The sequence below is a fragment of the Corallococcus sp. AB038B genome (genome assembly GCF_003668955.1).
In the GTDB taxonomy this organism is placed as follows: Bacteria; Myxococcota; Myxococcia; order Myxococcales; family Myxococcaceae; genus Corallococcus; species Corallococcus exiguus.
Map to the genome: position 1 here is coordinate 964246 of NZ_RAWO01000001.1, position 19424 is coordinate 983669.

Consider the following 19424-nt stretch of genomic DNA (forward strand, 5'->3'; position numbering starts at 1 on the left):
TGATTCGACGGACACGTGAAGCATCAGTCAGAAGCCCGGAGGGCTTCCAGGCGTCACATCCTGTGAACCACGCGACACCGGACATCCGGGGCAGCCAGCAAGTCAGAGGGTCGACCGCGCACCGGCTGCGTCATTTCACACCGCATCGCGGCAAGGATGTCAGCAGTCCCTGCTAGCCCTGTTCAACAGGAGGAACAGGCATGAAAGGGATTCAGTCGCCAAGGCGCGAGTGGCTGTGCCTGGTTCTCATCGCCGGGCTGGTGGGCTGCGCGGGAGGACGAGCCCGTTCGTTGCCGGTGGGGCTGCACGGCTACGCGCGCTACCACAGCGCATCGCCGGCACCATTGCATGGGGGCGCTGCGCCCGAGGGCGCGGGCGGCACGGTGGGGGATGAGGCTCCGGTGCGCATTCCTCCGGGAACGGTGCTCATCGGGAGCGCGGAGGAACGGACGCGGCAGGCGGTGGAGCTGGGCCTGCTGGAGGTGGACGCGTTCGAGAAGCTCTTGCTGCGCGCCGGGCTGGAGGAGTCGCCGGTCCGTCGCAATCCCTTCACGCCCGAGGACGCGGCGGAGGTGCTGAACCGGCTGATGGAGAAGCCGGTGACACCAGGCACGTATCCGCCGCGCATGGCGGCGGGCTTCGTGCTGCGCGAGGTGCTGGAAGGCGGCGCGGTGTCGCGCGAGGAGTTGGAGCGTCGGGTGGAGCGGTTCGTCCGGGAGCAGGTGGCGGTGCTGCGTCCGGACGGGTACCTGGCCTGGGCGCTCGATGGGCGCACGCAGCAGAAGGTGAGGGCCGTGCAGTGGAAGGACGGGACCTTCCGCGCGGGCAACTTCGAGCTGGGGCGCTTCTACAGCGGCAAGGGCGGTGTCTTCCGAAGCGTCGATGCACAGCTGCGTGCGGCGGACTGGCGCCCGCTCGCGGAGGTGTACGACGACGCGGATGTCCTCAGTCGCTCCCTGGATGGCGCGGAGGACGCGTTCGTGGAGCTGTACCACGGCATGGGACAGCTGCTGTCCCATCCCACGGACAGCTTCGCGAGTCTGCGCCATCTCCCGCAGGGCGTGGCGGCGCTCATCGCGTCATCGCCCGAGTATTGGGAGCGCTTCCGGTACATGACGGAGGGCGAGCAGATCCGTGAAGCAGCGCGGCTGACCACGAACGTCATCACGCTGTGGGGCACGGCCTCGGCGACGACGCGCACGTTGACGCGAGCGGCGGCGGGAGTGGAGGCCACGGTGCCCGTGCTCGCCGTGTCCGCGGAGGGACTGCTCAGTGTCGAGCGTGTCGCGGTGCCCGTGGGACGCGCGGCGGCGGTGCTGAGTGGAGGACCCGGGGCGGCCATCGTCCTGCAGAAGGCCAACGCGACACCGGCTCCAGCCGAGCCAGGAAAGTGGGGGCCTGCCGAGGAGTCGATGTCCGCGCGGGCCCGGCGCTACCAGGAGCAGATCTCCGGACACACAGCGGACGAGGCCTACTGGGTCGGGGGCGTAGGACGGAACAGCGGCGGCGTGAAGTTCGACGGATTCCGGGACGGAGTGCTACGGGAGGCCAAGGGCCCGGGCTACGCGAACAAGTTCCAGGAAAGCCTGGCGCCAAAGGTCTGGTTCGAGGAGACGGGGGCCAGGCAGCTCCGGGACCAAGCGGAGCGGCAGTGGAGAAAGACGCGGAACATGGGAGTCCGCATCGAGTGGCATGTCGCGGAGAAGAAAGCGGCGGATGCCATCCGGAGCCTTCTCAAGGGTGATGGTATGGACGGAATCGAAGTCGTTCACACTCCGGCACGCTGATCAGAGGACCCCTTGACCACCGAGTCCACCCAGGCCTACCCGGATAGCTTCTTTGTGGGTGCCTACTGGGGGGCACGTCGGGAGTCGCCAGAAGCGTGCGCGCGTCGTGCGGCAGTCTTCCTGGAAATCCTGGCCGCATGCGATCCGCTCCTGGCCCACTGGTACAAGTCCATCCGTTCCCGTAAGGGCACGCAGAAGCTGTCATTGATGCCGCCCGACGTGTCAGTGCTCACGGACTTGTTCCGGCGGGGCGTCAACCGTGAGGGCCGAGGACCCGTTATCGAGGAACTGGGCCTCCGCGTCGGCTTCCTCAACGGAGGTGCCGCCTCCGATGACGCACGCCTGAGCATCAAATGCGGAGCCTTCGATGCCCCCAGTCCCAACAACTGCCTCTTGTCCCTCCCATTCGACGGACCGACCGCGGAGCGGGTGTTGACCCCCTACGTGCTGGAGGCCGTGATGCGCGGAATGGTGGTCGCGTGGGCGCCGGACTGGATCGCTGCCATGTCCAGAGATCATCGGGATCTGGATGATCCGGACAACAGGACCAACGCATGGGTCGGCTGGTTGACCTACTTCTCCAAGCAGCGAGGCACGGTGCCCCCACTGCCCGCGCCCGTGCGCATCGAGCCCGTGGAGGACAAGGGCACCCTCATCGTCCTGACCCCGGAGCGCTTCACCGTGGCGAACCCGGAACACGTGGCGCTGGCCAATCGCGTGCGCGAGCTGCTCACCCGGGCCGGGCTCATCAAGACCCGCTGAAAGAAAAACGGCGCGCTCCACCCCGGCCGGCGGAGCGCGCCAACAACAACAGTCCTACCGCTGCGGCACTTCAATCGCACGCAGCAGCGACCCATCCTGTCCTGGCACCCGCGCGCGCAGGAGCAGCGCGGCTCCCGGCTCCGCGGACGTCAGGGCCTGCGCCGCCTCCGTGACACCAGACACCTTCTGGTCACCCACCTGCGTCAGCACCATCCCGGGCGCCAGTCCCGCGCGCTCCGCGGGGCTGCCGGACTCCACCGCCACCACCTGCGCGCCGCCGCTGCCGTCCTGCGCCTCCGACAGCCGCAGGCCCATCCGCTTCGACAGGGGCGCGGGCGTCGCGTCCCGAGGCGTCATCTCCTCCTCGCCCCGCTGCGTGGGCCGGGTGCCCAGCTTCACCGGCACCTCCATCGCCTTGCCGCCGCGCACCAGGCTCACCTTCACCTCGCTGCCCGGCTTGAGCAACGCCACCGCGCGCGTCAGCGACCCGGCGGAGTCCACCGCTCGCTCGCCCACGGACGTGATGATGTCCTCCTCGCGCAGGCCCGCCTTCGCACCGGGGCCGCCCGCGCTGACGCCGGCCACCACCGCGCCCTTCGCCGCTTCCACGCGCAGCGCGCGCGCCAACTCTGGCGTGAGGTCCTGCACCGCCAGGCCCACCCAGCCCCGGCGCACCACGCCCGTCTCCTGGAGCTGCGGCAGGAGCGCCTGGATGAGGTTCGCCGGCACCGCGAAGCCAATGCCCGTCGCGCCGCCGATGATGGCCGTGTTCATGCCCACCACCTCGCCCTTCATGTTGAAGAGCGGGCCGCCGGAGTTGCCCGGGTTGATGGCCGCGTCCGTCTGCAGGAAGTCGTCATACGGACCCGCGTGGATGTCGCGCGCCCGGGCGGACAGGATGCCCGCGCTCACGCTCGACGCGAGCCCGAATGGATTGCCAATGGCCATCACCGGATCGCCCACGCGCAGGCCATCTGAATCCCCCAGCTTCACGAACGGCAGGTTCCCGGACACGCCCTTCATCTGGATGAGCGCCACGTCCGTGAGCGCGTCGCGGCCCAGCACCTCCGCCTCGAACGAGCGCCCGTCCTCCAGCTTCACCCGGACGGTGTCCGCGCCCTCCACCACGTGGTTGTTCGTGAGCACCAGGCCGGACGGGTCGATGACGAAGCCCGACCCCAGCCCCTGCTTCGCGGGCGCGCCGCCCTCGCCATAGGGATTCTGTCCGCCCTGCATGCCGAAGCGCTCGGCGAGGCCGGGGGGCAGGCCCTGCATCATCCCGCCCATCGCGGGGCGGGCGCGGGCCTGCACCTCCACGTTCACCACCGCGCCCTTCACCGTGTCCACGAGCGGCGCCAGCGACATGAGCGCGCCGGGAGACCCGGGCGTGGGCGAATAGACCGCCGGCTCCACCTTCGCGCCCGAGGGCGTGGTGGCTGTCTTCAACGACAGCGTGGGGCGTGCGGGCGGAGCCACGTCCGCGGCCGGCTTGCAGGCCCCCAATGCGACCAGGGGCATCAGCGTGAGCGCGCGGGCAAGGTGGCGGCGGGACGGAAGCGTGCGGACCATCGTGCGTTCTCCTTGAGTGGCGGCCGGAAGAGGGCCTTCCGGTCGGAGATGGGAAAGAAAGAGTCGAACCGGATGCGGTGGGCACCCTGGGAAGGAGGCAGCGGTCCCGTTCCACCAGCGACACCGGGAGCCACCGGTGGCCCAGCTGCCTGAAGGGAGCTCTTGGAGGAAGCCCCGCATCCGGTCCGACGCTGGGACTTCATTGCAGTCCGTGGGCCAACCCCTCCAGACCCCCCTTCAGAGGGGAGCCGGGCCCCAGAAGGCCCCAGGGCGCGGGGCAAAGTGCCCCAACCGGGGCATTTCGCCCGGGGGCGGCGTGCCCCAGACCCCACCCCCGTGGCTCCCGCCGGACATGGCACGGCGGATGCTCATGGAGCCAAAGGTCCCCCCGCGAGCGTCGCCGCCGCGGCACCTTCAACCCCTCCAGGAGTTCATGCCCATGGTGCACGAGCAATCAGAAGGAGTCGCGCGCGGCGCGGCCTGGGAAGACCCGCACTCGGAGCCCGCGAGGCCTCCTCGCATCCTGGTCGCGGATGATCAGACGGAGATGCGCACGCTCATCCGCAAGATGCTGGTGCGGCGCGGTTATGACGTGGTGGAGGCGTCGGACGGGCCGGACCTGGTGCGCGTCCTCATTGAAGGGCTGACGGCGGAGGAGTCGCGCGCGCCCGACCTCATCATCACGGACGTGCGCATGCCGGGCTTCACGGGCCTGGAGGTGCTCGCCCGGCTGCGGCGCGAGCAGTGGAACACGCCGGTCATCCTCATCACCGCCTTCGGCGACGTGCAGCTGCACCGCGAGGCCCTGCGCCTGGGGGCTGCCTGTGTGCTCAACAAGCCGTTCGACATGGACGAGCTGCGAGGCGCGGTGGAGGTGGCCCTCGCGGTGACACGCGAGTGACGCCACCCCGGGTGATGGCGCGCTAAGGTGGCGCGGCAATGCCTGTCGCAAGGAAGCCCATGCGCCGCCTCCCCTGGTCCCTGTCGTTGTCGCTCCTGTGCCTGGCATGCGCGCCTACGCAGCGCCAGACGCCGGACGCGGGCACTCCGGAGGTCAAGCCCCAGCGGCTGGTGGCGCACATCGTCCACACCTATCCGCACGACCCCACGGCCTTCACGCAGGGGCTCCAGTTCCACCAGGGCCAGCTCTACGAGAGCACCGGTGAGAAGGGCGACCTGCGCCGCATCTCGCTGGAGCAGGCGGCGCCCCTGTGGAAGCAGCCCCTGCCGGACGTGTTCCCGGAGGGACTAGCGAGCGACGGGCAGCGGCTGTACCAGCTCACCTGGCAGGACGAGGCGCTCTTCGTGTGGAACGGCGCGCCGCCCGCGCAGGAGAAGCAGGTGGAGTACGACGGCGAGGGCTGGGGCCTGTGCTACTGGCAGGGCCAGTTGGTGCGCAGCGACGGCACGTCCACGCTGCGCTTCCACGACCCGAAGGACTTCCACGTGAAGTCCCAGGTGCAGGTGACGTTGCAGGGCGCGCCGCAGGAGATGCTCAACGAGCTGGAGTGCGCGGAGGACGGCGTCTACGCCAACGTCTGGCATTCCAACAACATCCTGAAGATTGATTACGCCACGGGCCGCGTGCTGGCGGTCATCGACGCGTCGGCGCTGGCGCAGGCGGTGCGAGGCCGGGTGCGCAGCTACGAGGCGGTGCTCAACGGCATCGCGCTGGAGCCCGGCACCGGTCGCCTGTTCCTCACCGGCAAGCTGTGGCCCGACCTCTTCGAAGTGACGCTGGTGGGGCCCGCCGCCACGCCGTAGCGCACGTCAGCGCGAGTATTGGAAGGACACGGTGCCCGTGCTGGACGGTGGCACCTTCAGGTCCCACGTCAGGCCTCGCGTGGTGTCATCCCGCTGGGCACCGGGCGTGGCGCGGACGAGCCGGCTTCCTTGAGGCCAGGTGTCCAGCACGCGCACGCTCATGGGCACGGGATACGGGTTGGGCACCCGCAGGGTGACGTCGTGGACCTCGCGCGCATTCCATTGCACGGGAACGCGTTGCTCGGTTCGCACGACCTGGACCTTCGGGTCGGTGCCGAGCGGGAGCGTGAAGGTGTTGTCTGGCCGCAGCGGGGTCAGCTTCAGCAGCGTGCGTGGCTTGCCGTCCACGAGCGGGTGGACGTAGCGATACATGACGAGTTCTCCCAGCGAGGAAGGTCTCACCTCCGCGATGAGGTAGGTGGCCGGGTCTTGCGCGGGGAAGACCTGGCGGTGGAGCGTCATGGGCCAGTGCTCGGTGATGAGGGGGACGCGCGGCGAGGTCCCATCCCGCAGCGTGTGTCGTCCGGGTGCGACGAGGCGCCCGGCGGGAGGCATCGGATTCTTCTGGGAAGTGTCCCCCTCCCGCGCGAAATCCCGAGGGGGAGGAATCGGCAGGAGCTCAGTCGGTCCCACCCCCGCGACCATGAAATCGATATACGCGAGCTCCTGCGGTGAGTTCCCGATGTAACACCCGTACGTCAGCGGTGACGATGGCTCCGGATTCGGCCCGGCGCCCGTCCAGAGCTGTTCGTCGAAACGCAAGTTCGCGCCAGCGGGAGCGGCAACGGCCTCGTACAGTTGCACGCTGGCGCCCTCGCGCCCGAATCGCAACCGGTAGCCAGTGGGGGCGGGGGGGAGGTTGGAGATGTGGTACTCGCCGCGCACGTCCGTGAATGCAAACACCTCCTCTGTCTGGAGACGGCTGGTGAGGACGCTCACCACTGTGTCCTTCAGGGGAGCGCCTGTGTTCACGTCCACGACCCTGCCGCTGAGGCTCACGGGTGCAGCCCGCTGTTGCAGGGCCTTCGCGCTCCAGACCGGGAGGGTGGACCACCCCCCGCGCTCGAACATCTGGCGCCGCAGGCGGGCTTCCTCCTCCAGCGCGTCAGGCTGCTGAAGCACCACCGGCAGGGGGCGGAGGGACTCGAAGGAGGGCGCGCCCTGGTTCACGTCGAACTGGACGAGCGCATCCTTCCAGTCCGTGCCCGTGCGCTGGAGGATCTGCCCCTGGAACGTCGCCTCCACCTGGGATGGCGGGTCCTGCACGGCCAGCGCCACCCGGTAGTGCACGGAGGCCTTGGGCAGGAAATGGCGGAGCACCACCTTCACGGCCCCTTCGCCCTTCAGGGTGGCTGTCACCTCCAGTGCCGGAGGTGAGGGCTTCGATGCGAGGCGGGTGAGCGCGAAGCTCGCGGCTCCCCTCTCGGGGTCGTACGACCTCTCCGTGCCTGGGGGCGCGGGCGGGGCCACGGCGTCCATGGCCGCTCGGGCCTGCTCGGCGGTGAATGCGGGGACATAGGTGGGACGCACTTCGAACTGCTGGACCTCGGCGCCCTCCGCCTCCACGCGAACCGCGGTGGGGTCGACGTCGCCCAGCAGCAGCGGCCACACGACGCGCTCCGTGCCAGCCAGGTTCACGGTGGTGGTCCGCTCAACGAGCGTCCGGTCCTTGTAGACGGTGACCGTGGTGTCCTCCGCCTCCACGACCACGCCCATCATCCCCGCGAGCAGCACTCCCAGACCCATCAGGACCATGGCTGGATTCTGGGGCCGCGTCTGCCTTCAGCTCAATGGGCTTGCGAATCAGCCTGTCTGGAAAAGCGCCGCCGCACGGTCCGGACCACCTCCACGTCCCAGCGCGGTGACAGCAACTCCAGCGCGGTCCGCCGGAAGGGCAGGGCGCACGCCAGGCACGCCAGCGTCGCGGCCAGTCCGATGAGCGAGTTCTGCCAGGAGCCCAGGTTCCACTGCCCGGACCACGACCACGGCTCCATGCTCGTGGGCCACAGGTAGTGGATGGGCCAGTCCGGCCCGCTGCCGGCGAGGTCGCACAGCAGATGACCGTGGAACGCAGCCACCGACAGCAGGGCCACCGCTGCTCTTTGCCGCGCCAGCGCCGTACACACCGCCATGGTGACGAGCGCCCCCACGTAGCCATGAAAAATCACGTGGTGATAACGCGAATAAAACTCTTCACCCGCCAGCAATGACAAACCATCCAGGTCCGGCGCGAGTCCCGCGCAGGTGACGAGGACCCGGTCACGCCGTTCGCGCAGGCCTTGCGAGAGGAGCCAGGACAATTCGGCGTGGACGATGGGATTCATGGGTGTGCGCTAGCGTACGGCATGCCGGGCCCACGGCGAAGGTTCCCGGGGCAGTGCGTTGAGAAGGTGGGGGCAATGACTCATCATGAATTCCATCTCCGCACACCCGCGGCTGGGCATCGCTACGCTTTTTGAAGCGCACGCACGAAACACACCCGAGGCCGTGGCGCTGCACTTCGAAGGAGGTGTGCTCCGCTATGACACGCTCAACCAGCGCGCGAACCGGCTGGCGCGGCGGCTCCAAGCGCTCGGTGTGGGGCTCGACCAGCCCGTGGGCATCCTCGCTGACCGCACACCGGAAACAGTGGTGGGATTGCTGGGCATCCTGAAGGCAGGAGGCGCCTATCTCCCTCTGGACCCGAGTCATCCTCCGGAGCGGCTCGCCGCGATGGTGGCGGACTCCGGGATGCGGGTCCTCGTCGGACGGCGTGAGGCGGTCCAGGGGCTGCGCTTCCAGGGGCACGTCGTCGCGCCTCCCTCTTCGGATGAACCTCTGGAGGCGCAGGATTCCGTGAACGTGAAGAGCGGAGCGGGGCCGGACTCGCTGGCGTATGTGCTCTACACGTCCGGCTCCACGGGCAGGCCCAAGGGTGTGTGCATCCCGCACCGGGGCGTGGCGCGGCTGGTGCTGGATGCGGGCTTCATGGGCTTCCGGCGCGAGGACCGCGTCCTCCAGGCCGCGTCGTATGCCTTCGATGCCTCGACGCTGGAGGTCTGGGGCGCGTTGCTGAACGGCGCGACGCTGTGTCTGGTTTCGCGGGAGACCCTGCTGTCGCCTCCGCTCCTCGCGGCGAAGCTCCGGCGGGATGCCATCTCCGCCGCGGTGCTGAGCACATCGCTGTTCCATCAACTGGCCGCCGCCATCCCGGATGCGTTCGGTGGGCTCCGTGTCCTGATGGTGGGTGGCGACGTGCTGGACCCCAAGTGGGTGGCGCGAGTCATGGCGCAGGGAAAGCCCCAGCGGCTGCTCAACAGCTATGGCCCCACGGAGTGCACCACCTCCGCGACGGCGTATGAACTCCTCGCGCCTCCAGAGCCGGGCGTGTCCATTCCCATCGGCAGACCGCTCGCGCGGCTTCAGTTGCATGTCCTGGACGACGCGGGGAAGCCGCTGTCCGTGGGCGAAGTGGGGGAGCTGTACCTGGGCGGAGAGGGGCTCGCGCGGGGCTACCTGAACCGGCCCGTCCTCACTGGCGAGCGGTTCCTGCCGGATCCGTTCAGCGACGTGCCCGGGGCGCGGATGTATCGGACGGGAGACCGGGCGCGGTGGCTCCAGGATGCCAACCTGGAGTTCCTGGGGCGGGTGGACCACCAGGTGAAGATTCGTGGCGCGCGAGTCGAGCTGGCGGAGATCGAGAGCGTCCTGCGCACCCACCCGCGAGTCGGTGACGCCGTGGTCCGCGTGCACGAGGTCTCTCCGGGCGACAAGCGGCTCGTCGCGTATGTCTCACCGCGCGGTGTGGAGGACGCGGAGCTGCGCGCGTATCTGGGCTCGAAGCTGCCGGACTTCATGCTTCCCCATGCGGTCATGGCGCTGGAGCACATGCCGCTCAACGCCAGCGGCAAGGTGGACCCCTCGCGGCTTCCTGTGCCGCGCTTTGGTTCGGGGGAGGGTGAAACACCGCGCACGCTGCTGGAGCAGGAGATCGCGCGCGTCTGGTCGGAGGTCCTGGGGACGCAGCAGGCTGGCACGCAGGACCGCTTCATGGAGTCAGGTGGGGACTCGCTGCTCGCGATCCGTTTCATTGAACGGCTGGAGCAGGCGGTATCGGTCCGTCTGCCCGTGCGGGCGCTCTTCGACAGTCCGAACATCGCGGAGCTGGCGCGGTCGGTGGAAGCAGCACGGGGAACAGGTCGAAGCATCGACGTGCCACCCATCGTCCCGGTGGACCGGACGCGGCCGCTGCCCCTGTCTGATTCCCAGCGGCAATTGTGGCTCCTGGAGCAGCTGGCGCCCCGGAGCGCCGTCTACAACGAGCCCTTCACGCTGTATCTGCCCGGTGACCTCCAGCCCGACGCGCTGGAGCGCGCGTTCCGTTCACTCATCGCCCGGCATGAAGTGCTGCGGACGACCTTCGGCTCCACTCCGGACGGTCCGTTCCAGCGCGTGCATCCGGACATGCCGTTCCACCTGCGACGTGTGGACCTGCACGCTGTGCCCGGAGGCCTGCGGAGCGCGAAGGCGTTGCAGTTGGCCACCCAGGAGGCGCGTGAGCCCTTCGACCTGGAGCACGGGCCACTGTTGCGTGCGACGTGGATGCGATTGAGCGCGGCGGAGAGTCGCCTCGCCCTGGTGATGCACCACCTCATCGTGGATGGCTTCACGATGGCGGCGTTCCTCCAGGAACTGCACGGGTTCTACCTGGCGGAGGCACCTTCGCTGCCGCCACTGCCGCTCCAGTACGGCGACGCCGCCGTCTGGCAGCAGGGGCCTCGCTACCAGGGAGCCATCGCGTCACACCTCGACTGGTGGAAGCAGTCACTCGCGGGGGCTCCGCACCTGGAGTTGCCCATGCAGCATCCCCGCCCCCAGGCCCCGAGCTTCCGAGGGGCCAAGCACGTCGTGCGAATCCCCGGGGACCTGCTGGAGTCCGTGAAGGCGCTGGGGCGCGGCCAGGACACCTCGCTCTTCATGACGATGCTGTCCGTGTTCGGCGCGTTGCTGCACCGCTACTCGGGGGCGGAGGACCTCATCGTCGGCGGTGCCTTCTCCGGGCGGAGCCGCGCGGAGTCGCGGGCCATCTCCGGGCACTTCGTGAACCTGCTGCCGCTGCGGCTGCGATTCTCCGAAGGGCTGACCGTACGAGGCCTGTTGGCACAGGTGCGCCGCGTCTGCCTGGAGGCGCTCGAACATCAGGACGCGCCGCTCGTGCGCATCGTGGAGGCGGTGAACCCGGCGCGCATCACTGGCGCCAACCCGTTGTTCCAGGTGTGCTGCACGCTGGAGCCGCGCATCGCGGTGCCGGTGTCGGACTGGCGGGTGGAGCCCCACGACGTCGACACGGGGACGTCGAAGCTCGACCTCGCCATCGAGCTGGACGAGCGGCCCGGCGGCATGTCCGTGCGGTGGGAATACGCGCTGGACGTCTTCGAGCCCTGGATGATCCACCAACTGGGTCAGCACTTCGTGACGCTGCTGCGCGAGGCCACGCACGACCCGGAGCAACGGGTTTCGGCGTTGCCGCTGCTCTCGGAGGCGGAGCAGACACAGGTGCTCGCCTGGGCTCACGGACCCGTGCGGGACGTGCCTCACTCCGACTGTCTGCACCACCCGTTCGAAGCACAGGTGGAGCGCACGCCAGACGCGCCGGCCCTCGTCTTTCAGGGACGGTCCCTGAGCTACCGGGCGTTGAATGTGGAAGCGAACCGGCTGGCCCATCACCTCATCTCCCAGGGCGTCCGGCCTGGAGACTTCGTGGGTGTTTGTATCCAGCGCTCCTTCGAGCTGATCATCGCTCTGCTGGCGACGCTGAAGGCGGGCGCGGCCTACGTGCCTCTGGACCCTGCCTATCCCAGGGCACGGCTGGAGTTCACGGTGCGGGACGCGGGGCTGAGGCTCATCCTCGCTCAGGAGACGACGCTCGCGCTCATGGACGGTGCGGGCGTCCCGGTGGTCGCGCTGGAGCAGGTGCGCGGCGGTCCGGAGGACACGCCACGGGTCCACGTCACCGGGGATGACCTTGCGTATGTCATCTACACCTCCGGCTCGACGGGGCAGCCCAAGGGCGTGTGCATCAGCCACCGGAGCGCGGTGCACCTGACGGAGACCGTGGCCTGGGACTTCGGCTTCGCACCGGGACAGCGCGTGGCGCAGTGCGCGCGGTATGGCTTCGACTTCTCCGTCGCGGAGATCTTCCCGACGCTCTCCTCTGGCGCCACGCTGTACCTCATGGCCCAGGAGGACGTGGCCGCCGGTGAGGAGCTGGCGGACTTCCTGGAGACCCAGCGCATCCACACCGCGATGTTCACGCCGTCGGCGCTGGGCTCCATGGCGTGGCGAGCGCTTCCGGACCTGAAGACGCTCGCGATTGGAGGCGAGGAGCTTCCCGCGCGGCTCGTGGACACGTGGGCGCCGGGCCGCCGGTTCATCCAGGTCTACGGGCCCACCGAGGCCACGGTCTTCACGACAGCCGCGGAGTGCGTGGCGGGCGAGGGGCCGTACCCCATCGGGACACCTCTCTCCGGCTACGAGGTCTACCTGCTGGATGAAACCCTGACCCCCGTCCCCGTGGGCGTGCGCGGCGCGCTCTACATCGGAGGCAAGGGGCTGGCGCACGGCTATCTGCACCGTCCCGAACTCGACGCGGAACGGTTCATCCCGCATCCCTTCAGCTCGGAGCCGGGCGCGCGCCTCTACAAGAGCGGAGACATTGGCAGCCATCGCCCGGACGGCGGCATCGACTTCCACGGGCGGTCCGACCGCCAGCTCAAGCTGCGCGGCTTTCGCATCGAGCTGGGCGAGATCGAGGCCGCGTTGCGCAAGCACCCCGATGTCCGGGATGCCGTGGTCGAACCCCGGCTGCTCGCGGGAGAGCGGCACCTGGTGGGCTACGTCATCCCCCGGGATGCCGCTGTGACGCCTTCGTTCAAGGAATCGCTGGGCGAAACACTTCCTTCACACATGGTTCCCCGGGAGTGGGTGCTGCTGGATGCGTTCCCGATGGGACCCACTGGGAAGCTGGACCGCGGCGCGCTGCCTTTGCCTTCCGTCAATGCCCAGGCTGCTCCCGAAGCTCCCGCGTCCACGGAGCGTGAGATGGCATTGGAGCGCATCTGGTGCCGGATTCTCGGCGTGGAACGCGTCGGTAGGCAGGAAGGGTTCTTCGACGCGGGTGGGAACTCGCTGCTGCTTACTCGGGTCCAGTCCGCACTGGCCTCGGAGCTGGGCATCCGCGTGAGCATGGCCACGCTGTTCCAGTTCCCGACCCTTGAATCCCTCGCACGGCACCTGGACGCGGAATCCCACGTGCAACCGGTGACGCCGGAGCCCGTACGAACTCCTGCGCGCTCCTCTGGTCCCATCGCCATCATCGGTACGGCCGGGCGGTTCCCGGGAGCCCCCAGCGTTGAAGCGCTGTGGACGTTGCTGGTGGAGGGCCGCGAGGGCCTGTCCCGGTTCAGCCGTGAGACGCTGCTCGATGCGGGCGAGGATCCCCAACTCCTGGACGATCCTTCCTACGTCCGTGCTTCCGGGCTGCTGGAGGACGTCGAGTCCTTCGATGCCTCCTTCTTTGGCTACAGCCCCCTCGACGCGCGGCTGATGGATCCGCAGCTCCGCATGTTCCTGGAGTGCGCATGGGAGGCGCTCGAAGCGGCGGGCTACGACCCGAAGCGGCTGCCCGGCAAGGCGGGCCTGTTCGCGGGCTCGGGAGTGCCGCGCTACTGGTTGGATCAGGTGATGCCGCGCTTCCGTTCGCTGTCCGTGGCCTCGGAGGCGTACCGGTCCATCCTGGGCAATCCGTGGCAGTTCCTCGCCACGGCGACGGCGTATCAACTGGGCCTGCGTGGGCCCGCGCTCACGGTGCAGACAGCCTGCTCCACGTCACTGGTGGCCGTGCACCTGGCCTGCCAGAGCCTGCGCGCGGGCGAATCCGACGTGGCCCTGGCGGGAGGTATCTCCCTCTTCGCGTCCGGTCCTTCCGGTTACCTCCATGAGGCAGGTGGCATCACCTCTCCGGATGGACACTGCCGTCCCTTCGACGCGAAGGGGCAGGGGACGGTGCCCTCCAGCGGCGTGGGCATCGTGGTGCTCAAGCGTCTGGAGGATGCGCTGCGGGATGGAGACTCCATCCATGCCGTCATCCGGGGCTCGGCCATCAACAACGACGGAAACGCCAAGGTCGGCTTCACTGCCCCGAGCGTGGAGGGCCAGCGCGACGTCATCACGCGAGCACACGCCGACGCGGGCGTTGCCGCTCGTGACATCACCTACGTCGAAGCCCACGGCACGGCGACGCCACTGGGCGACCCGCTGGAGGTCCAGGCGCTGCGGCTCGCCTTCGGAGCGCGTGAGGCGTCGGAGCCCGCGGTGGTGCTGGGGGCGCTCAAGAGCAACGTGGGGCACCTGGACTCGGCGGCCGGGGTGGCGGGGTTGATCAAGACGACGCTGGCCCTGGAGCACCGCTTCCTCCCGGGCACAGTCCACTTCGAGCAGCCCCATCCAGAAGCGGGCCTGGAGCGTTCGCCCTTCGTCGTGAGTCGCGAAGGGCGGCCGTGGTCCCTGCCTGAGGGGTTCCCGCGTCTCGCGGGCGTCAGCGCGTTTGGCATTGGAGGAACGAACGCGCACGTGGTCCTCGAAGAGGCACGCCCCGCGCCCACCGTCGACGTGAGCACGTCGGCGGAGGTGCTGGTGCTCTCGGCGCGGAGCGGGGATGCGTTGAACGCGGCTTCGCGGCGGCTCGCGGATCATCTGGAGCGGCATCCTGAGCAGTCACTGGCGGACGTCGCGTACACGTTGCAGGAAGGGCGGACGGCGTTCGGATACCGGCGCGCCATCGCGTGCGAGACACACTCGGAGGCCATCGCGAAGCTCCGGCGGGACGGGCCCGTGCATCCCGCTTCGTCCCCGTATCCTGAAGTGTGCTTCCTGTTTCCCGGCACGGGCACGCAGGAGGCGGGCATGGGCGCGGCGTGGTACCGGCGCGCTCCGGCGTATCGCGAAGCCTTCGATGAATGCGCCGCGCTCTTCGGTCCGGAGATGGAGCGCGACCTTCGTGCCGCGCTGCTCACCGACGAGCGCGGAGCACAGGCGGAGGAAGCGCTGCGAGCACCCTCGCTGGGCATGGCCGCCATCTTCACGACGGAGTACGCGCTGTCGCGGCTGCTGGGCGCATGGGGGCTCCACCCGACGAGCCTCCTGGGCCACAGCCTTGGGGAATACGCCGCCGCGTGTCTCTCCGGCGTCCTGTCGCTGGAGCAGGCCGTGTCGCTGGTCGCGCTGCGCGGCCGCCTCTGTGATGCACTGCCACCGTCCGGCATGCTGGCCGTGCCGCTGTCGGAGGGAGTGCTCACGCAGGAGCTGCCACCCGGACTGTCCCTGGCCGCGGTCAACGGACCCGGGCAGTGCGTGGTGTCCGGGGCGCTGGAGGCGTTGGAGGACTTCGCGGCGCGGCTGCGGGAGCGGGGCGTGAAGACGAAGCGGTTGCCGAACGCGAGCGGGTTCCACTCCGCGCTCGTGGAGCCCGCGATGCAACCGCTCACGGACCTGGCCAGGTCGATGCGCCCGAAGTCCCCGGCGATTCCCCTCAGCTCCAACGTCACGGGCACATGGCTGACCGCGGACGATGCGCACGACCGCACGTACTGGGCTCGCCACCTGCGGCACACGGTCCGGTTCTCCTCGGGGCTGGAGCTGCTGCTGGAGGACCGCGAGCGGTTGTTCGTGGAGGTGGGACCGGGACAGACGCTCTCCACGTTGACGCTGCTGAACCCCCGGGTGGGGCGGGAGCGGCTCGTGTTGCACACGCTCGGCGTGCCCACGGGTCGGCGGCATCCGCCGGAGAGTGATGAACAGGCCCTGCTCCATGCCGTGGGACAGCTCTGGTCCGCGGGCTTCCCCGTGGACTGGGGCATGGTGCGCGGAAGCGGACCCCGCAGGCGCGTCGTGCTGCCGACGTATCCCTTCGAGCGCAAGCGGTACTCTCTTGCGGAGAAGGCGCCACGGCTGCCTCGGCCTGAAGTCACGAACGAGCCCCGGCCGCTTAGCCGTGAAGAAGTCAGTGCCTCCATGGAAGCACTCTGGATGGAGCTGCTCGGCGTGGACACGCTGACGCCGGACAGCCACTTCTTCGAGCTGGGCGGCACGTCGCTCCTGGTCGTGCAGCTCAACCGCGAACTCAAGACGCGGCTGTCGGTGAGCCTGTCGCTGCACGCGGTGCTGGAACACCCGACGCTGGGCGCATGGGTGCGAGCGGTCCAGGACGAGTTGGAGCGTACGGGGCGGCCACTCACCAAGGCGGCACCGCTCCGGATGGAACTCCAGGAGGGACGGCGCGGACGGACACCGCTCTTCCTGGTGCAACCCATCGGGGGCACCGTCTACACTTACCTGCCGCTGGCGAAGCAGCTGGGCGCGGACACGCCGGTCCACGCGTTCCGTGCGTCAGGACTGGAGCCCGGCGAAGTGCTCTACCGCGACGTGTCCGCGATGGCCCGCGCGTACGTGGATGAACTGCTGGCCTTCCAGCCCCAGGGCCCCTTCTGGTTGGGCGGCCACTCCTCGGGCGGCGTCATCGCCTACGAGATGGCGGTCGAGCTGCTGAAGCGGGGCCACTCCGTGGCGGGCGTCATCCAGATCGACACGGTGACGGTGGACGACTCGCACAGGCTGAACATTCGGAGCGTGGGGGACGTGCTCCGGCTCGTCGACGCATTCCAGGAGATCTCCCCTCGCGCGGCGGATGGGCTGCGGACGGCGATGGAGCTCGACACGCGACTGCGGGACGTGGTGCTCGCCACCAACGAGGCCATCGCCGCATACGCGCCGGAACGTCACGCGGTGCCGCTCGTGTACCTGCGGGCCACGGAGCGGGACTCGGTGCTGGACTCGCATGCGGCGGCCTGGTGGAAGGCGCTGACGACCGCTTCGTTCCAGTCCCACGATGTGCGCGGCAACCACTTCACCGTCATGGAGGAGCCCCACGTGGCGGAGGTGGCGCGGCTCATCCGTAAGCAGCTGACAGCGGGAAGGGGAGGGGAACGCGATGACCTCGACGCGGGATGACTGGAAGGCGGAGCTCTCACGGCGCTTCACCGCGTTCGTGGACGCCTACGAGCGCGGAAGCCTGGAGGCCCTGTCCGAGCTGTTCTGGCATGACGACGACATCGTGGTCGTGGGCACGCACTCCAACCTCCACTTCATCGGCTGGGCGCAGGTGGAGCACTCCTTCCGCACCCAGTTCGGGAGCCTGCGCGACATCCGCGTGACGCTGCGCTCGGAGCAGCTCTGGCACGGGGGCGCACCGCCCTCCACCATGGCCTGCCTCACGGTGCCCGCGATGGACATCGCCCTGGTCGCGGGCGGCAGGCCCGTCATCTTCGAGGGCATTCGCGTGGCCTGCGCCTTCGAACGCCGGGGCGCCGAGTGGCGGATGGTCCAGATGCACTGGTCGCTTCCGCGCACGGAGGTGCTGGTGGACCACAAGTACCGTTGATCAACCCGGAGGCAGCGGCGAGCGTCGCGGCGTGCCCAGCAGCTCCAGCGTGCGCAGCGCCACGTCCGCCAGCGTGGACGTGCACGGCATGCAGCCCCCGCCGCAGCAGGGAGCCCAGTCGCCCTCCGGATCCCTCAGCAGGGGATACACACAGCCCCGCAGGGACTGCGGGAGTCCCGCGTCGTCGCAAGCCTGAAGCAGCGCGGCCTGCACGGTGGCATCCTTCACGTCCATCACCCCATCTTCCTAACCGACACCCGGAAGGAAGACAGCCCATGCCCACGACATCGACCCATCATCGGTCCCCCCGCCGCGCCTTCGCGGTGCTCCTGTCGTTCCTCTCCTGCGCATGCTCGGGGACGGGCCGGTCCTCCCGCGAGCCAGCGGACGACCCCACGGTGCTCCTCATGGACACCTTGCGTGCGCACGCTCACGGCAGGGCTCCTTTCTGCGCCCCGGACGCCCGGCTGCTTCAGCCCGGAGGCGGCATCGACCTGGAACGCCTCCACGCCGCCGGCCACCCCGTCATCGTCTGGACCGTGAACGACCTTCCCACGATGCAGGCCCTGCTCCGGCGCGGCGTGGACGGCATCATCACCGACCAGCCGGACGTCCTGCTGCAGGCGGTGCGCGACTTCGACGCCAACGGCGACGGCACCCCTGGGGACCTGCTGGACGCGGACGGGCTCATCGACCCGAAGCGCTTCGATGCACAGGGCCACCGGGGTGCGCGGAACCTGCGGCCGGAGAACACGCTGCCCTCCTTCGAGGCCGCGCTCGACCACGGGATGCCCACGCTGGAACTGGACACCGTCCTCACCGCCGACGGCGTCGTCGTGGTCTCCCACGACCTGAACCTGTTCCCCACGAAGTGCCGCCACGTGGATGGAAGCCCGCTGACCGCTCCCGTTTCCATCGCGACCCTCACCGTCGCGGAGCTCCAGGCCACCTTCGTCTGCGACCAGCTCCTGGAGGACCGCCCGGACCAGAAGAACGACCGCGCGCTCTCTCCGGAGGCTGTCGCGTTCGCCGACCGCACTGGACTCCCGGACCCCTACACCGTCCCCACCCTGAGCCAGGTGTTCGCCTTCGCGGCGGACCAGGCGGACGCCGCCCATGAAGCCCGCGACCCGCTCCGCGCCCGGAACGCCCGCCGTGTGCGCTTCAATGTGGAACTCAAACGGACAACAGAGAAGACAGACATTGCTCCAGCCCATGGCGACGCGGTCGCCCGGCTCATCCATGAAGCTGGGCTCGTCCAGAGGTCGGACGTGCAGTCCTTCGACCTGCGCGCCGTGCGCTCCGTGCAGAAGCGTCACCCGGAGCTGCGCACCGCCGTCCTTCTGAGGACGCGTCCCACCGCCGCGGATGTGAAGGCGGTCGAGTAGCCAGACGGTCCATTCCCCGACCGGGAAATCAAGGATTTAGTCAGGCGACGAAATCAACTTGCGCAAAATCGTTAGGGGCCTTACTAGACGCCTCGTCTTGGTCCCTACCCGCCCGAAAAACGCCACGCCGATGAAGCTCGTGCCCCGGTACGAGCGGCTGAAGCAGATGGCTCAGCGCTTCCCCTCGCTTGACCCCAGCGCCATCGAGACGTGTCTGACGATGCTGCGTCTCTCCAATGAACTGACCGGGGCCTACGAGGCGCATTTCGCACGGCATGGCGTGTCTCACGGACGCTTCGTCGTGCTGGTGCAGTTGTTCGCGGCGGAGGACGCGGGGGACACCCTGCGCCCCGCGGACCTCGCGGAGCTGTCGAGCTGCAGCCGCGCGACCATCACCGGCCTCCTGGACACGCTGGAGAAGGACGGCTTCATCTCCCGCACGGATCACCCCGAGGACCGGCGCATGTACTCCGTGCACCTCACCTCGAAGGGTCGCGAATTCATCCAGGGGATGATGCCCGACCACTACCGCCGCATCGCCGCGCTCATGGCTCCCTTGAGCATGGATGAGCGGGACACGCTTCGCGCCCTGCTCGCCAAGGTGTCCACCGGCATCCCCGCCCTGCGGGACCCCTGAGCCCCTTCCCACACCCCTTCTTCAACGCTGTACCGAGCAAC

General features: G+C 69.1%; 12 protein-coding genes. 8 read left to right on the forward strand and 4 right to left on the reverse strand.

All coding sequences use genetic code 11. From position 1 onward, the window contains the following. Positions 1–200 precede the first annotated feature (200 nt). Positions 201–1787: a Tox-REase-5 domain-containing protein gene (locus tag D7Y04_RS46490; RefSeq protein ID WP_121758376.1), complete on the forward strand. Its 1587-nt coding sequence runs from the start codon at positions 201–203 to the stop codon at positions 1785–1787. A gap of 12 nt (positions 1788–1799) precedes the next feature. Further along, positions 1800–2549, forward strand: a complete 750-nt coding sequence (locus D7Y04_RS04100) for an immunity 52 family protein (protein ID WP_199749611.1) — start codon at positions 1800–1802, stop codon at positions 2547–2549. A gap of 54 nt (positions 2550–2603) precedes the next feature. On the opposite strand, the gene D7Y04_RS04105 is transcribed toward D7Y04_RS04100, so the two are convergent. Continuing rightward, positions 2604–4118, reverse strand: coding sequence for a Do family serine endopeptidase (locus D7Y04_RS04105; RefSeq protein ID WP_120593224.1), 1515 nt, complete (start codon positions 4116–4118; stop codon positions 2604–2606). A gap of 433 nt (positions 4119–4551) precedes the next feature. Here D7Y04_RS04105 and D7Y04_RS04110 point away from each other — a divergent pair, with 433 nt between their 5' ends. Both D7Y04_RS04110 and D7Y04_RS04115 read left to right on the forward strand, forming a co-directional pair. Then, on the forward strand, positions 4552–5019 hold the full coding sequence (locus D7Y04_RS04110) for a response regulator (RefSeq protein ID WP_233601266.1): 468 nt from the start codon (positions 4552–4554) through the stop codon (positions 5017–5019). A 59-nt stretch (positions 5020–5078) separates the two neighbouring features. Beyond that, positions 5079–5882, forward strand: coding sequence for a glutaminyl-peptide cyclotransferase (locus D7Y04_RS04115; RefSeq protein ID WP_121758377.1), 804 nt, complete (start codon positions 5079–5081; stop codon positions 5880–5882). Positions 5883–5888: 6 nt separating this feature from the next. Here the strand turns inward: D7Y04_RS04115 and D7Y04_RS04120 are convergent, their stop codons facing one another. Together D7Y04_RS04120 and D7Y04_RS04125 are read right to left on the reverse strand one after the other, a co-directional pair. Further along, positions 5889–7637: a carboxypeptidase regulatory-like domain-containing protein gene (locus D7Y04_RS04120; RefSeq protein WP_121758378.1), complete on the reverse strand. Its 1749-nt coding sequence runs from the start codon at positions 7635–7637 to the stop codon at positions 5889–5891. Between the two features lie 32 nt (positions 7638–7669). Next, positions 7670–8206 carry a metal-dependent hydrolase gene (locus tag D7Y04_RS04125; RefSeq protein WP_120593229.1) on the reverse strand — a complete coding sequence of 179 codons (537 nt, stop codon included), beginning with the start codon at positions 8204–8206 and terminating at the stop codon, positions 7670–7672. Between the two features lie 85 nt (positions 8207–8291). Here D7Y04_RS04125 and D7Y04_RS04130 point away from each other — a divergent pair, with 85 nt between their 5' ends. Together D7Y04_RS04130 and D7Y04_RS04135 are read left to right on the forward strand one after the other, a co-directional pair. Beyond that, positions 8292–16928, forward strand: coding sequence for a non-ribosomal peptide synthetase/type I polyketide synthase (locus tag D7Y04_RS04130; RefSeq protein WP_121758379.1), 8637 nt, complete (start codon positions 8292–8294; stop codon positions 16926–16928). Further along, positions 16909–17358 carry a nuclear transport factor 2 family protein gene (locus D7Y04_RS04135; RefSeq protein WP_121758380.1) on the forward strand — a complete coding sequence of 150 codons (450 nt, stop codon included), beginning with the start codon at positions 16909–16911 and terminating at the stop codon, positions 17356–17358. Before D7Y04_RS04130 ends, D7Y04_RS04135 begins: the two co-directional genes overlap by 20 nt. Here the strand turns inward: D7Y04_RS04135 and D7Y04_RS04140 are convergent, their stop codons facing one another. Beyond that, complete coding sequence (locus tag D7Y04_RS04140) at positions 17359–17595, reverse strand: hypothetical protein (protein ID WP_120593232.1); 237 nt, start codon at positions 17593–17595, stop codon at positions 17359–17361. Between the two features lie 38 nt (positions 17596–17633). Here D7Y04_RS04140 and D7Y04_RS44350 point away from each other — a divergent pair, with 38 nt between their 5' ends. Next, positions 17634–18746, forward strand: a complete 1113-nt coding sequence (locus D7Y04_RS44350) for a glycerophosphodiester phosphodiesterase family protein (protein WP_158627447.1) — start codon at positions 17634–17636, stop codon at positions 18744–18746. A gap of 130 nt (positions 18747–18876) precedes the next feature. Beyond that, positions 18877–19383 (forward strand): MarR family winged helix-turn-helix transcriptional regulator, encoded by a 507-nt coding sequence (locus tag D7Y04_RS04150; RefSeq protein ID WP_120581716.1) that lies wholly within the window; start codon positions 18877–18879, stop codon positions 19381–19383. Positions 19384–19424 lie beyond the last annotated feature (41 nt).